Consider the following 15,040-nt stretch of genomic DNA (forward strand, 5'->3'; position numbering starts at 1 on the left):
GTGCGATTACAGGTCGACAACACCACACCGCCCTGCACCATTGGCTGAGCCAGCAAGCTCTCCAGCGCCTTATCGAGCGTGTCCGGCGAAAACGTTACGCGTTCTCGCAGCGCGACCGGGGCTGTTTTGTGATTAATGCCAAGAGCTAAAAGGGTCATTGTGAGGGAGTAGTACCAGCGTTGATAAGGTTAGTCTGAACGCATCATACAGGATGCGCGGAATCAATAAAAGAGACGCCCCCCTTTTGGAGTAATAGGTATCGGGCATAAAAGCCATTAACGGTAATTTTTTGATTTCAGACAATTTGAACGTAGACGCTATCGCCGGGCAACGCTAGCATTAAGAGTTATCATTGTAACCCGCTACACAAATCGTGTGCGTACCAACCCGTCGCCGGATTTCACTGTAGACATCAAGGATTTGTCATCATTATGAATCGACTGCTCCGCCTGTTACCGCTGGCAAGCCTGGTCCTCACCGCCTGTACTCTCAACGCCCCGAAAGGCCCTGGCAAAAGCCCTGACTCTCCTCAGTGGCGTCAGCACCAGCAGGATGTCCGCAATCTGAGCCAGTACCAGACCCGCGGCGCCTTCGCTTACCTCTCGGATGAACAAAAAGTTTACGCTCGCTTCTTCTGGCAGCAAACCGGCCAGGATCGCTATCGCCTGCTGCTGACCAACCCGCTAGGCAGCACCGAACTGTCGCTGACCGCCCAGCCGGGCAGCGTGACGCTTATCGACAACAAGGGTCAGACCTATACGGCGACCGATGCCGAAGAGATGATCGGCCGCCTGACCGGTATGCCGATTCCGCTAAACAGCCTGCGCCAGTGGATCGTCGGCCTGCCGGGTGACGCCACCGACTACTCGCTTGACGATAAATACCGCCTGAGCGAACTGAACTATACGCAGAACGGTAAAACCTGGCACGTCACCTACGGCGGTTATACCCACGATACCCAGCCATCGCTGCCGACCAATGTGGAGTTGAATAACGGCAGTCAGCGTATCAAGCTGAAAATGGATAACTGGATTGTGAAATGATGACCCGCTGGCCCTCTCCTGCAAAGCTGAACCTGTTTTTGTACATCACTGGACGGCGCGCCGATGGTTATCACACCCTGCAGACGCTGTTTCAGTTTCTTGACTATGGCGATACCATAACTATCGAACCGCGTCATGATGGCACGCTGCGCCTGCTGACACCGGTTGCCGGCGTAGCCGATGAAGAAAATCTGATTATTCGCGCCGCAAGGCTACTTATGCAGGCGGCGACAGCATCCGGACAGTTTCCCGCCGGTAGCGGCGCCGATATTAGCATCGACAAACGCCTGCCGATGGGCGGCGGTCTGGGCGGCGGTTCATCCAACGCCGCGACGGTACTGGTGGCGCTGAATCATCTGTGGGGCTGCGGATTATCGGAAGAGGAACTGGCGACGCTGGGACTGAGTCTTGGCGCCGATGTGCCGGTATTTGTACGTGGTCACGCCGCCTTTGCCGAAGGCATTGGCGAGATTCTGACGCCGGTCGAACCGCGAGAAAAGTGGTACCTTGTTGCTCATCCCGGGGTCAGTATTCCGACGCCGATCGTTTTTCGCGATCCCGAGCTACCACGAAATACCCCGGTCAGGTCAATAAGTACGTTACTAAAATGTGAATTTCGCAATGATTGCGAGGTTATCGCAAGAAAACGTTTTCGCGAGGTTGATGCGGCGCTTTCCTGGCTGTTAGAATATGCGCCGTCGCGCCTGACTGGCACAGGAGCCTGTGTCTTTGCTGAATTTGACACCGAATCTGCCGCTCGTCAGGTGCTGGAGCAAGCCCCGGAATGGCTACACGGCTTTGTCGCGCGAGGAGTGAATATCTCCCCGCTCAAGCTAGCCCTAGCCAGGTAGTTCTGCCTTTTTGCACGAATTACCTTAGTTCGCCGGGCAAATTGAGTAACGGTGACAACGTCACCCTGTTCCAGACGTTGCATCGTTCTCTTTAAATACACCGCCTGGATAGAAGAGTGCCGCCCGCACGGTTTCTGGCACTTTTCATCCACCACTGGACGCATGCCTGAGGTTCTTCTCGTGCCTGATATGAAGCTTTTTGCTGGTAACGCCACCCCGGAACTAGCACAACGTATTGCCAACCGCCTGTACACTTCTCTTGGCGACGCCGCTGTAGGTCGTTTTAGCGACGGCGAAGTCAGCGTACAAATCAATGAAAACGTACGCGGTGGTGATATTTTCATCATCCAGTCCACTTGTGCTCCCACCAACGACAACCTGATGGAATTGGTTGTTATGGTTGATGCTCTGCGTCGCGCTTCGGCGGGTCGTATCACCGCTGTTATCCCTTATTTCGGCTATGCTCGCCAGGACCGTCGTGTGCGTTCTGCCCGTGTGCCGATTACCGCGAAAGTGGTTGCCGATTTCCTGTCCAGCGTTGGCGTTGACCGCGTACTGACCGTTGACCTGCATGCAGAACAGATCCAGGGCTTCTTCGATGTTCCGGTTGATAACGTATTCGGCAGCCCTATTCTGCTGGAAGATATGCTGCAGCTGAACCTGGATAACCCGATCGTGGTTTCTCCGGACATTGGCGGCGTGGTACGTGCTCGCGCTATCGCTAAACTGCTGAACGATACCGATATGGCGATCATCGACAAACGTCGTCCGCGCGCTAACGTTTCCCAGGTGATGCACATCATCGGTGACGTTGCCGGCCGCGACTGCGTCATGGTTGACGATATGATCGATACCGGCGGCACGCTGTGTAAAGCTGCTGAAGCCCTGAAAGAACGTGGTGCAAAACGCGTATTTGCCTACGCCACTCACCCGATCTTCTCCGGCAATGCTATCCAGAACATTAAAAATTCTGTGATTGATGAATTCGTCGTCTGCGATACGATTCCGCTGGCGCCGGAAATCAAAGCGCTGGAAAAAGTACGTACGCTAACGCTGTCTGGCATGCTGGCGGAAGCGATTCGTCGTATCAGCAACGAAGAATCTATCTCTGCTATGTTCGAACATTAATCGAGCCCGGCCAAAAAACCCGCTGCGGCGGGTTTTTTTGTCTCTGAATCTTTTATTCTTTCACAAAATCATTCGGCATGCGTCAAGGCGGCAAGTGAATGAATCCCCAGGTGCGTACAGGTAGTACGTGATCGGGGTAAATGAACGTAGCCAACAAAGAGGTATTCCGAAGGATGATGTGGAAATAACTAATGCCTCCTTCACCTGCCATTTAGTTGACAGATGATGCGCTCATGGATCAAACATTATTGTGAACAGATTATTTTCCTCACATGTGATGCCTTTCCGCGCCCTCATCGATGCTTGCTGGAAAGAAAAATACACACTATCTCGTTTCACCCGCGATCTGATCGCCGGGATCACGGTCGGGATTATTGCCATTCCTCTGGCAATGGCGTTGGCTATTGGCAGCGGTGTCGCGCCGCAGTACGGTCTCTATACCTCCGCGGTGGCGGGGATCGTCATTGCATTAACCGGCGGGTCACGCTTCAGCGTTTCCGGGCCTACCGCCGCTTTCGTGGTGATTCTGTATCCGGTCTCGCAGCAGTTCGGGCTTGCCGGATTGCTGGTCGCCACCTTAATGTCAGGGATCTTCCTGATTCTTTTCGGCCTGGCCCGCTTTGGCCGCCTGATAGAATATATTCCGCTATCGGTCACCCTCGGCTTCACCTCCGGGATCGGTATCACCATTGGTACCATGCAAATTAAAGATTTTCTCGGTCTGCAGATGGCGCACGTGCCTGAGCATTATCTGCAGAAAGTCGGCGCGCTGGTTATGGCGCTGCCGACCATGAATCCTGGCGATGCCGCCATCGGCATTGTCACGCTGGGCACGCTGATTATCTGGCCGCGTCTGGGTATTCGTCTGCCGGGTCACCTGCCTGCCCTGCTGGCGGGCTGCGCGGTGATGGCGATCGTCAACCTTATGGGTGGTCAAGTCGCGACTATTGGCTCTCAGTTTCACTATATTTTGGCTGACGGTAGCCAGGGCAACGGAATCCCGCAGTTGCTGCCGCAGCTGGTGCTACCGTGGGATATGCCTGGCTCCGACTTTACGCTCAGTTGGGAGTCACTGCGAGCGTTGCTGCCGTCGGCCTTCTCGATGGCGATGCTCGGCGCGATTGAATCACTGCTGTGCGCGGTGGTTCTCGACGGGATGACCGGTACTAAGCACAAAGCCAACAGTGAACTGATAGGCCAGGGGCTTGGCAATATCGTCGCTCCTTTCTTTGGCGGTATTACCGCCACAGCGGCCATTGCCCGCTCAGCGGCTAACGTCCGCGCCGGCGCGACATCACCGGTGTCCGCCGTTATCCATGCGCTGCTGGTCATTATGGCGCTGCTGGTGCTGGCGCCGCTGCTCTCCTGGCTCCCGCTGTCAGCGATGGCGGCGCTACTGCTGATGGTGGCGTGGAATATGAGCGAAGCGCACAAAGTAGTGAATTTGCTGCGCTACGCGCCGAAGGACGACATCGTGGTGATGCTGATGTGCATGTCGCTGACCGTACTGTTTGATATGGTCATCGCTATCAGCGTCGGTATCGTGCTGGCCTCGCTGCTGTTCATGCGCCGTATTGCGCGCATGACCCATCTGGCACCGGTCAACGTTGATGTGCCCGACGATGTGCTGGTCCTGCGGGTTATCGGCCCTCTCTTCTTTGCCGCAGCCGACGGGCTGTTTAACGATCTGGAAACGCGGATTGCCGGTAAGCGGATCGTGGTCCTGAAGTGGGATGCAGTGCCGGTACTGGATGCCGGCGGGCTGGATGCCTTCCAGCGTTTCGTCAACAAACTTCCGGAAGGCTGTGAACTGCGCGTCTCGAATCTCGAGTTTCAGCCGCTGCGCACCCTGGCACGGGCAGGCGTTCAGCCGATTCCAGGGCGTCTGAGCTTCTATCCTGACCGTGCTGCCGCTCTGGCGGACATTTAATTACCGTGACGCGGGCGCATGCGCCTGCGTCATCATCACGCCAATCGCCTGCTGGAGCCAGCCGAGCACCTCCGGCGTCATCCAGGTTCCTTTCATCAGATGCGGTTCGCGCTCCATCGCCAGGCGGAATTTTTGCTGGGTCTGAGGATTCGTTCCGGCATAGGACTGAAACAACGCCAGCCACTGCCTGGCCAGCGTCTGCCCCGCAGCAGATGCCGGGTCGCAATGCTCGCGACACGCCTCGTGCAGCGCCGTCACCAGCACCGGCCACTCCATCAGCCGATCAAAGTAATGTGCGCGAGTGAAGGCCAGCTCATCGGCGTTCAGATAGCGCGCCCAGATAGCCAGTCTACTCTCGGCAAAGGCGCGAGTAATGTAGTCCACAACATCCACGGTGATACCGGTTTGCTCGCGCATTTGCGGTTCGGCGACGTGCATTTCATTCAGGCGGGTGAGAAACTCGGGCCGCCCGGCCGTATCCAGCTCCAGGCGCTCCATCCAGCGGGTCGCCAGCGCCATGGCCCGCGGATCTTCTGCCGGGCACGCCCCGGCGATTAACTGGCGAACCTCCATCACCAGCGCCAGCCAGACCTGGTTGCGCTGCTCATCCTGCTCCGCAAACGGCAGTGCCTGTAGTTCCTGCGGACTAAACCAACGATCGTACATTTTCATTAACTCCAGTGTCTGCAGCCAGGACTCCAGGTCAGGCTCGCTACCACCTTCCAGCTCATCGCGCAGCTGAACCAGCCGTTCGCGTAGCGTGGAAACCGCGCGCAGCTGTTTATCCAGCGTCGAGATCTGCTGTACCAGCAGGTCTGAAAGCGAAAACGCATCCTGGTCAAGGTAGTCCTTAATAGTGGCGAGCTCCAGCCCGGTCTGCGCCAGCGCCTTAATCATATGCAGACGCTGAACCGCCGCCAGGTTATAGAGTCGGTAACCCGCCGCGCTTCTGGCCGACGGCATCAGCAGCCCCGTTTGTTCATAGTGATGTAGCGTGCGAACGGTCATTCCAGCACGTCTCGCCAGTTCACCCACCTGAATTAACATAACTGCTCCTGTCGTTCGACCATAGCGCTACTCTGCCGCCTGACGTTACGTCAGGGTCAAGAGTCAAAGAAAGATCTATTTTATCGTGAAGGCGTAATCCGGGCAGCAAAGGAGTTGATCCGAAGAAAAGAGACGACGCTAAAAGCAAAACAGCCAGTTGCAATAAGGCAACTGGCTGCAAATAAAAACATTATGTAAATGTAAGCGCATCCGCCGCCAGAGACGGCCAGTGCGATGAACTAACTTAGCTATGCCGATGCTGATCGCGGCGGCCACGTTTATCGTAATGGCGGACCCACCAGTATTTGTCGCAGACCTGTTCATGCCCGCCAACGCGCGCTCCGGCGAGCCAGAGAACCGCGCCGACAAAAATACTTAATATCGCGCCATGAGCGAAGAACTGCGGCAGGTCAAGCTGCGGAAGCTGGTTTAAAATAGAGTAACCGACGCCAACAACCATGACGACCAATCCTAAACCCATCAGTACATTACCGAGTAACGAAGCGTTTCTGCGTTTCATATGTCACCTCCGGAACCTTGGGTTACCTGGGAATATCCCCAAAACTTATAGGTCTAGTATAGGCAATGGGGATAAGATTGATTGCGTCGGCGATCACATTAGTTAATATCAAATCAACAAAAACTTACAAATAACTCACTGAACAACTTAAAATTCTAATGATTCATGAGAGTAATTATCTCTTTCCCTACCGTTGTGTCGGCAGAATTTTGTCAACCGCGTCAGCAAACAGTACACTACGCGCCAGAGAACGCCCCTAGCAGGATAGAAAAGTGACGATAAAACTGATTGTCGGCCTGGCAAACCCCGGCGCAGAATATGCGGCGACCCGGCACAATGCTGGCGCCTGGTACGTAGATTTACTGGCTGACCGCCATCGCGCCCCGCTGCGCGAAGAGAGCAAATTCTTCGGTTACACCTCGCGGATTAACCTTGCCGGCGAAGATGTCCGCCTGTTGGTCCCGACCACCTTTATGAACCTCAGCGGTAAAGCCGTGGCGGCCATCGCCACCTTCTACCGTATTAATCCTGATGAGATTCTGGTGGCGCACGATGAGCTGGATCTGCCGCCGGGGGTGGCAAAATTTAAGCTCGGTGGTGGACACGGCGGCCACAATGGTCTGAAAGATATCATCAGCAAGTTGGGCAATAACCCCAACTTTCATCGCTTACGTGTCGGAATCGGCCATCCGGGCGATAAAAACAAAGTTGTCGGTTTTGTGCTGGGTAAACCACCGGCGAGCGAACAGAAACTGATTGATGAAGCGGTTGACGAAGCGGCGCGTTGCACCGAAGTGTGGCTGAAAGACGGTCTCACCAAAGCGACCAACCGTTTACACGCTTTTAAAGCGCAATAACCGGTCGACGTGCGGAATTTTTGCTGCGCACCGTGTATAATAGCCAAAGCTATTTACTTTTCTGCAATCTGTTCAATGTAACGGGTTGATTATCCAAAGATTAAGGTGATTTAAATCATGGGATTCAAATGCGGTATCGTCGGTTTGCCCAACGTCGGCAAATCCACCCTGTTCAATGCGCTCACCAAAGCGGGTATTGAAGCGGCCAACTTCCCCTTCTGTACCATTGAGCCGAACACCGGTGTCGTGCCGATGCCCGATCCGCGTCTGGACAAGCTGGCTGAAATCGTCAAACCACAGCGCATTCTGCCGACCACCATGGAATTCGTCGACATCGCGGGCCTGGTAAAAGGCGCGTCCAAAGGCGAAGGTCTGGGTAACCAGTTTCTGACCAACATCCGTGAAACCGAAGCTATCGGTCACGTGGTGCGCTGCTTCGAGAACGACAACATCATCCACGTGAATAACAAAGTGGATCCAGCTGACGACATCGATGTGATCAACACCGAACTGGCGCTGTCCGACCTCGACACCTGCGAACGCGCGATTCACCGCGTACAGAAGAAAGCTAAAGGCGGCGATAAAGACGCGAAAGCTGAGCTGGCGGCGCTGGAAAAATGCCTGCCACAGCTGGAAAACGCCGGCATGCTGCGCGCGCTGAAAAACCTGACCGAAGAAGACAGGGCCGCCATCAAATACCTGAGCTTCCTGACGCTGAAGCCGACCATGTACATCGCTAACGTGAACGAAGACGGTTTTGAGAACAACCCGTACCTCGATACAGTTCGTGAGATCGCCGCTGCCGAAGGCTCCGTGGTGGTCGCCGTGTGCGCCGCTGTCGAATCTGATATCGCTGAACTTGACGATGCCGACCGTGATGAGTTTATGGCCGAGTTGGGTCTCGAAGAGCCGGGCCTGAACCGCGTGATCCGTGCCGGTTATGAGCTGCTGAATCTGCAGACCTACTTTACGGCTGGCGTAAAAGAAGTTCGCGCGTGGACTATCCCTGTTGGCGCGACCGCTCCGCAGGCGGCAGGCAAAATCCACACTGACTTCGAAAAAGGCTTTATCCGTGCCCAGACCATCGCCTATGAAGACTTTATCACTTACAAAGGTGAGCAAGGGGCGAAAGAAGCCGGCAAGATGCGTGCCGAAGGGAAAGACTACATCGTTAAAGATGGCGATGTCATGAACTTCCTGTTTAACGTCTAAATAAAATTTGTTGTCTCATGAGGTTTCATTGAGCCTCATGAAGATTAAAAAAACTTATAAAATCCACGCAACTGCGTGGATTTTTCTTTTCATAACATCTCATGTAATCTCATGACAGTACAGTCAAAAATGAGTGCAGGCATGAGTACAATCCGACTATAGGGCAGGCTCGTCTACCGGTGTGGGGTCCGTTCAAATGTCAACGCTGTGCTCCAGCAGATGGTGTCCGGAGAACGATTCATCTCAGCGCTTCCTTATTGTCAGAACCACTGACCGAAACGTTTGATATAGAAACGCTTCATGCCCTGCGCCACCAGGCAATAGCTGAGTAGCGTCGCGATCAGCCACGGGAAGTAGCTTAGCGGCAACGGCTCCAGCCCAACCATCGCTCCCAGTGGCGAGAAAGGAATGTAGATCCCGATCGCCATAATCACCCCGGTGGTGAGCAGCACCGGCAACGTCGCCCGGCTCTGGATAAATGGAATTTTCTGCGTTCTCAACATATGCACGACCAGCGTTTGCGACAGCAGCCCTTCAATAAACCACCCGGACTGGAACAGCGCCTGGGCTTCGACATTATTCGCCGCAAACACGTACCACATCAGCGCGAAGGTGGTGATATCAAAAATGGACGACGTCGGGCCAATCCACAGCATAAAACGGCCAATGTTCTTCGCATCCCACTTGCGCGGTTTGCGCAGAAACTCTTTGTCCATCTTGTCCCACGGCAGCGAGAGCTGGGAGAGATCGTACATCAGGTTCTGGATCAGCAGATGAATCGCCAACATCGGCAGGAACGGAATAAACGCGCTGGCCACCAGTACGGAGAAAACGTTGCCGAAGTTAGAGCTGGCGGTCATATTCAGGTACTTAATGATATTGCCGAAGGTCTCACGTCCTTTGATCACCCCTTCTTCCAGCACCATCAGATCCTTTTCCAGTAGGATGATATCCGATGCTTCTTTGGCGATATCCGCCGCACTGTCGACCGAAATACCTACGTCCGCATCGCGCAGAGCCGGCGCATCGTTGATGCCGTCGCCGAGAAAGCCGACGGTGTGGCCGTTTTTCTGTAGCGTTTTCAGGATGCGCGACTTCTGCAGCGGCGTCAGCCTGGCGAATACTGCGCGCTTTTCCACTTCACGCTCCAGTTCATTATCCGTCATCGCTTCAACCTGGGCCCCGGTCAGGATGCCGTGGGCATCAATGCCCACTTCCAGGCAAATACGTGCCGTGACCACCGGGTTATCGCCAGTCAGGACTTTCACCGCCACACCGTTATCGCGCAGCGCGGTAATGGCTTTTCCCGCGCTCTCTTTCGGCGGATCGAGGAAAGTCAGCATCCCTTCAACCGTCAGTCCCTGCTCATCGGCGGTACACAGCGGCGTGGTCAGGGCGGAGTCATCCAGCTTGCGGGTTGCGACCAGCAGCACACGGAAGCCCTGGGCGTTATAATCCTTCGTTTTGGCTAACAGCAGATCGCGTCGGGTTTCATCCAGCGCAACAACGTTATCGCCATCACGAAGCTGCGTGGAGACCATCAGCATCTCTTCGACAGCGCCTTTGCAGATCAGGCTTTTGTCACCGTGACGGACATCTTCAACCGAAACCGATACCCGACGGCGTACAAAATCAAACGGCAGTTCATCAAGCTTTACAAACCGCTCTTTGGTTGCTGCCGCAATCCTGCCCTCGCCAAAGCGCAGCACCGCCCGATCCATCAGGTTACGCGCTCCACTCTGGCTGCTGCTATTGAGCCACGCCAGCGTCAGCACCCGGTCGCTCTCATTACCGCTGACATTAAGATGATGCTCAAGAATGATATTGTCCTGAGTCAGTGTGCCGGTTTTATCGGTACACAGCACATCCATGGCGCCAAAGTTCTGAATGGCGTTCAGCCGCTTGACGATCACTTTGCGCCGCGACATGGAGATAGCGCCTTTCGCCAAGTTTGAGCTGACGATCATCGGCAGCATTTCCGGCGTCAGGCCAACCGCGACCGCCAGGGCAAACAGCGATGCCTCAACCCAGTCACCTTTGCTGAAACCATTAATCAGCAGCACAATCGGTACCATCACCAACATAAAGCGGATCAGCAGCCAGCTAACGCTGTTTACCCCGCGGTCGAACGCCGTCTGGGTACGCGTGCCGACGATGGACTTCGCCAGCGAACCAAACCAGGTGCGGTTTCCGGTAGCCACAACCACCGCCTGCGCCCTGCCGCTGGTCACGTTGGTGCCCATCAGACAGATATTGCCCATCTCCAGCAGATTTTTGTCTTTGTTCGGCTCAGGAAGCCTGTCGGACCCTTTGCCGGAAACGCTGGCCAGAACGTCATACTTCTCAACCGGCAGCGATTCGCCGCTGAGTATCGACTGGCTGACAAACAGGTCCCGGGACTCCAGCAGGCGGACGTCCGCCGGAACCAGATCCCCCGCAGCCAGGAAGATGATGTCACCGGGGACCAGCTCCTCAATGGCAATCTCCTCCGGCACCGGCCCCATATTACCGGGACCGCGACGCAACACCGTCGCCGTGGTGCGAACCATGGATTTCAGCGCCTGCGCCGCTTTGTTGGTACGAAACTCCTGCCAGAAACGCAATAACCCGCTCAGGCTGACCATCGTGATGATAATGATGATCCCGGTCAGATCGGTCTCTTCGCCGTTACGCGACGGTAGCCAGTAATCGGTCACGAAGCTGACGGCGGCCAGCGCCATCAGGACATAAATAAACGGGTTATTGAATGCCTGCAAAAGCTGGATCAACACCGGCGGCGCCTGCTCATGCGCCACTTCATTGCGGCCATATTCATCCAGTCGTTCAAGGGCATCTTCGGTGGTGAGCCCCTGGCGACTGCTGTTTAACCGCGCCAGCGTATGATCCGGGCTGTTAAATGCTTCAGTTTCAATGGCGAAGCTTTTTTTATGCTGCTTATCATTTTCTGACGCAGACCGATTTATTTTCCGGTTTTCTATTTTCATGTCAGTCATGATTAACCCTCAAATTTAAGACGTCGTTATCCCTGCATAAATGACTTATGCATAATTCATTTTTACGTTATTAAACGCTTATTACTTTAATTGTCTGGGAATATCCATCATTCCCTCCTTAGACAAATCATTGTCAGAGAAAAATAGCCGTGAGGTTAACCCCCCTCGACGCTCCAGCGGACTGACGTAATTTTTTCATCACCGCCAATTCTTGACATAATAAGATCTTGTGCTTTGCGGTGGGCTGTATTACCAACCAGCTCGATGCGAATTTCTTTATGGCCTTGTTCTTTTGCTGCTATCGACACCAGTCCCTGAAGGCTGAACGTCATCTCTTTGCTGATATTAAGCAATAGTTGACGAATTGCGTTTTCATATTCGCTTTGACAGACAATATTCAGGACGTAGCATTTCTCTTCTTCTGTCGCGCCGGGGATCTGATTAATTCTCTGCGCCGCTTCGCGCAGGAGTATATTCGCGCACAGGATTATCAGCGTTGCCACCGCCGCTTGCCAGAACTGACCCAGTCCACACAGCACGCCAATCGCCGCCGAACACCACAGGGTTGCGGCGGTATTCAGGCCGCGCACGTTCATGCCTTCCCGCATGATGACGCCTGCACCGAGAAATCCAATTCCGGAAACCACCTGTGCGGCAATACGTCCCGGACTGTCTGGCGATGTTGAAATGGAGCTCAAAATAAAAACCGCCGCCCCGGTGGCGACCAGCGCATTGGTGCGCAGTCCGGCCATACGCTGACGCCACTGTCTTTCAGCGCCAATCAGTGCGCCCAACAGCATCGCGGCGAGTAAATTTGCGATATAAGGAAACATCAACATAACTTCCTCCATTTTTGCTGGAAGAATTAACTACGTGCTTTATTAAGCACACGACAAATTGTCGCCGAAAAGGCGATTAACGTCGCGTTGAAGGTGGAGGGAATAATGTATTTTTAAACATGAACATGACGATTATCCTCGCAGCCATGCTGCGTTATTCTTTATGGGATGCAATCGTCTGGATGAGGAGATTGCTGCCCGCCGGTTGGCAAGCAGCGCAGAAAAAATAGCGTCAGCTTGCCTTGATGATTAAGTAAGGGTGACTGTCCAACATATTTCTCCTGTGTGAATTTGTGCTCATTATAGTCATTCAATCATTCGAGTAAAGTTAAAATCGCGCTTTAGTGACGATTTGTTTAGAATGACCTTAATGCGCAAATCCCGTCCTGATAAACTTAACCCCGGTGCGAACCGGAGTTAATTCACTAATCAAAGACGCCATTAATTATCGACGTCACGATCGCCGCACTCAGCACACTTAGCACCAAATCTGGCACTGTGGCAAAGATCAGCTTCGCTAAGAGACTTTGCTTTCGTTTTCACCAGTAACGTTACTCATGAACGTATTTAAAGGCCGGCACTTTCAGCGAGATATCATCCTTTGGGCAGTGCGCTGGTACTGCAAATATGACATCAGCTATCGTGAACTGCAGGAGATGCTGGCCGAACGCGGCGTGAATGTCGATCACACCTTTATCGCTGGGTTTAGCGATATGCACCGGAGATGGGAAAACGGCTATCATGGTACTGGTGTCAACCTTCTGGCTTCTGTTCATGGCATCTGGATGAAACTTTTACCAAAGTGAATGGCCGATGGACTTACCTGTACCGGCAGTTGACAGTAAGGACCGCGCCATTGATTTCTATCTCTCTTTACGTCGTAACAGCAAAGCGGCATAGCGTTTTCTCAGCAAGATTTTAAATAATGTGCAAGGCTGGCAAATCCCCTACGCAATCAACACAGATAAGGCGTCCCCTTATGGCCGTGCGCTGACGTTATTGAAACGGGATCGCCTGACACGTTCCCCGTATTTCAACTCCTGCGATTTTAGTCTTTCAGCTAGTCAGAACGGACAAATACACAGTGGTTACAGATTGTCGAAACGTGGAAATGCGTGTTTAAAATATGCCGTCGGTCTTGCCGCCACCGTAGCCGTAAGAACGAGAGCAAACAGCCTCCGCAACACATATAAACGCGATATCCAGGAAAATGGAGATAAGCCAGATCTGAAAACAAAGGCTATGACGGCAGTTGCAACAAACGCCGCCAGAGTGTCGCAGGCAATTATAAAGCGGGACATTGGTCATAAAGGTTATTATGAAATAAGCCATGAGATGTGATTCAACGGATCGTAAGGCACATCGCGACCATTAGATAATACTCAAGGTCAAAATGCTGTGTTAAGTCCTGTCGGGCCATCCGGCCCCTTATATATCATAGTAAGCATATTTATAAGCCAAACGGGAATAAGCAATATCCGCTATAAAATAAACTATCGCCTTCTTATCAGATGACAGACTCCCTTTGCATAAAAACTGTTTTCTCAGACAGTAATCCATTCGTAGTTTTAACAGATAACCACGATTTGCCTCTATCCTGACCAGCGCCTGCCACTCGCTGCGCTGGGATATTCAGGTCGATTTCTATCACCAGTGTCAGCGGAGAGTCATTAATTTCAAACGCCCCCTTAGCAAGTACCGTTGTACTAAAAATAGCGTTGCCGCCATGTATATAACACGTTTCATAAAATAGCCTCCATCAGCATAGAATCATGCTGACGCCCGAAAGGTACGAAAGCAAATGATCGAAAAGAGATAGCATGAATTTTTCACCTTTACCGGTAAACGGATCTCGATAAAAGGAAGAGAGCAAAACAACCATTCAATCATCGAAAAACCAAAATCATCATTTATATGAATAGATGCCTTAATTACTATTTGATAATTTTATTTTAAAAATGATAGCAGGGACTGTTTTTGTTGCCATTGCGACATAAAGAAAACGCAGAGATACTCGGCGATTGAGGGACAGTGAAAGGAAAACGTATGCGAAGAAGATAAGACAATTATTGAAGATAAAAAGTACACATTTATCTTATATTGATTTTAAAAAAATCCTTAGTTATGATGTGGCTTTCACTTAGGACTAGTAGAAACCACTTCAAAGGTAAATGGAAAATGAAAAAAAGACTCGCAATTTTTTTCCTCTTAATATCATCAACAGCCTTACAAGGATGTAACAATCTAAAAACAACAAATGCAACTCCACCTATTGAAAACACAAACGAAAATACAAACTCTGACCAATTATTGTTTCTCAAGCATTGTTTAAACAATGCAAATGAACTTGTCAATCTCAACAAGAAATACAAATCTGACTATAACGAAATACATTCTTTGATCACCGAAGCTAAATATTATTCTTCGTTTTCTGACAAAACATCTGAAAATATAACAAAAACCATCACACCTCTTTTTGAATACAAAATAAACTATAAGTGCAACAATATAACAAACCTTCTCATCGAAGAATTTAAAAACAGAGCACAAAAAACAGAATCTCTTGGCGGAAATATATCATGACACACTACAAATCCTCGTTAAACATCATGTCTAAAAA

13 protein-coding genes and 2 pseudogenes are annotated in these 15,040 nt (G+C 52.2%); 10 read left to right on the plus strand and 5 right to left on the minus strand.

Translation table 11 applies throughout. The annotated features are described in order from the left end of the window. A pseudogene (gene hemA / locus ACZAHD_RS16845) lies at window positions 1-158 on the minus strand (glutamyl-tRNA reductase); the annotation flags it as partial. A gap of 273 nt (window positions 159-431) precedes the next feature. Here hemA and lolB point away from each other — a divergent pair. The 4 genes from lolB to dauA all read left to right on the plus strand — a co-directional run bounded on the left by lolB (window position 432) and on the right by dauA (window position 4,952). Further along, window positions 432-1,043: a lipoprotein insertase outer membrane protein LolB gene (gene lolB / locus ACZAHD_RS16850; RefSeq protein ID WP_462457791.1), complete on the plus strand. Its 612-nt coding sequence runs from the start codon at window positions 432-434 to the stop codon at window positions 1,041-1,043. Continuing rightward, window positions 1,043-1,894, plus strand: coding sequence for a 4-(cytidine 5'-diphospho)-2-C-methyl-D-erythritol kinase (gene ispE, locus ACZAHD_RS16855; protein ID WP_462457801.1), 852 nt, complete (start codon window positions 1,043-1,045; stop codon window positions 1,892-1,894). The genes lolB and ispE overlap by 1 nt, the downstream gene beginning before the upstream one ends. A 180-nt stretch (window positions 1,895-2,074) precedes the next feature. Continuing rightward, on the plus strand, window positions 2,075-3,022 hold the full coding sequence (gene prs, locus ACZAHD_RS16860; RefSeq protein ID WP_004863536.1) for a ribose-phosphate diphosphokinase: 948 nt from the start codon (window positions 2,075-2,077) through the stop codon (window positions 3,020-3,022). 250 nt (window positions 3,023-3,272) lie between these two features. Then, the gene (gene dauA, locus ACZAHD_RS16865) at window positions 3,273-4,952 is read left to right on the plus strand and encodes a C4-dicarboxylic acid transporter DauA (protein ID WP_462457792.1); all 1,680 of its coding nucleotides are present in this window, start codon (window positions 3,273-3,275) and stop codon (window positions 4,950-4,952) included. Here the strand turns inward: dauA and ACZAHD_RS16870 are convergent, their stop codons facing one another. Both ACZAHD_RS16870 and ychH read right to left on the minus strand, forming a co-directional pair. Continuing rightward, window positions 4,953-5,999 carry a MerR family transcriptional regulator gene (locus ACZAHD_RS16870; RefSeq protein WP_462457793.1) on the minus strand — a complete coding sequence of 349 codons (1,047 nt, stop codon included), beginning with the start codon at window positions 5,997-5,999 and terminating at the stop codon, window positions 4,953-4,955. Window positions 6,000-6,243: 244 nt separating this feature from the next. Then, a complete protein-coding gene (ychH, locus tag ACZAHD_RS16875; RefSeq protein WP_462457794.1) occupies window positions 6,244-6,519 on the minus strand; it encodes a stress-induced protein YchH in 276 nt (91 codons plus the stop codon). A 272-nt stretch (window positions 6,520-6,791) separates the two neighbouring features. On the opposite strand from ychH, the gene pth reads away from it, so the two are divergent. Next, window positions 6,792-7,376 (plus strand): aminoacyl-tRNA hydrolase, encoded by a 585-nt coding sequence (gene pth / locus ACZAHD_RS16880; RefSeq protein ID WP_462457795.1) that lies wholly within the window; start codon window positions 6,792-6,794, stop codon window positions 7,374-7,376. A gap of 117 nt (window positions 7,377-7,493) precedes the next feature. Next, window positions 7,494-8,588, plus strand: a complete 1,095-nt coding sequence (gene ychF, locus ACZAHD_RS16885; protein WP_462457796.1) for a redox-regulated ATPase YchF — start codon at window positions 7,494-7,496, stop codon at window positions 8,586-8,588. 260 nt (window positions 8,589-8,848) lie between these two features. Here ychF and mgtA read toward each other — a convergent pair whose 3' ends face one another. Both mgtA and ACZAHD_RS16895 read right to left on the minus strand, forming a co-directional pair. Further along, the gene (mgtA, locus tag ACZAHD_RS16890) at window positions 8,849-11,581 is read right to left on the minus strand and encodes a magnesium-translocating P-type ATPase (RefSeq protein WP_462457797.1); all 2,733 of its coding nucleotides are present in this window, start codon (window positions 11,579-11,581) and stop codon (window positions 8,849-8,851) included. A gap of 155 nt (window positions 11,582-11,736) precedes the next feature. Continuing rightward, a complete protein-coding gene (locus tag ACZAHD_RS16895) occupies window positions 11,737-12,432 on the minus strand; it encodes an MgtC family protein (RefSeq protein WP_462457798.1) in 696 nt (231 codons plus the stop codon). 545 nt (window positions 12,433-12,977) lie between these two features. Here ACZAHD_RS16895 and ACZAHD_RS16900 point away from each other — a divergent pair. From ACZAHD_RS16900 to ACZAHD_RS16915, 4 genes and pseudogenes are all read left to right on the plus strand, one after another. Continuing rightward, window positions 12,978-13,226 (plus strand): hypothetical protein, encoded by a 249-nt coding sequence (locus ACZAHD_RS16900; protein WP_462457802.1) that lies wholly within the window; start codon window positions 12,978-12,980, stop codon window positions 13,224-13,226. After that, entirely contained in the window at window positions 13,145-13,342 is a 198-nt protein-coding gene (locus ACZAHD_RS16905) for a DDE-type integrase/transposase/recombinase (RefSeq protein ID WP_462457799.1), read from the plus strand. Before ACZAHD_RS16900 ends, ACZAHD_RS16905 begins: the two co-directional genes overlap by 82 nt. A 107-nt stretch (window positions 13,343-13,449) precedes the next feature. After that, window positions 13,450-13,761 (plus strand): annotated as a pseudogene (locus tag ACZAHD_RS16910) (IS110 family transposase); the annotation flags it as partial. An 837-nt stretch (window positions 13,762-14,598) separates the two neighbouring features. Beyond that, complete coding sequence (locus tag ACZAHD_RS16915) at window positions 14,599-15,003, plus strand: hypothetical protein (RefSeq protein ID WP_462457800.1); 405 nt, start codon at window positions 14,599-14,601, stop codon at window positions 15,001-15,003. The last annotated feature ends 37 nt before the right edge of the window (window positions 15,004-15,040 follow it).

Source organism: Raoultella sp. (assembly GCF_039594335.1).
GTDB lineage: Bacteria > Pseudomonadota > Gammaproteobacteria > Enterobacterales > Enterobacteriaceae > Klebsiella.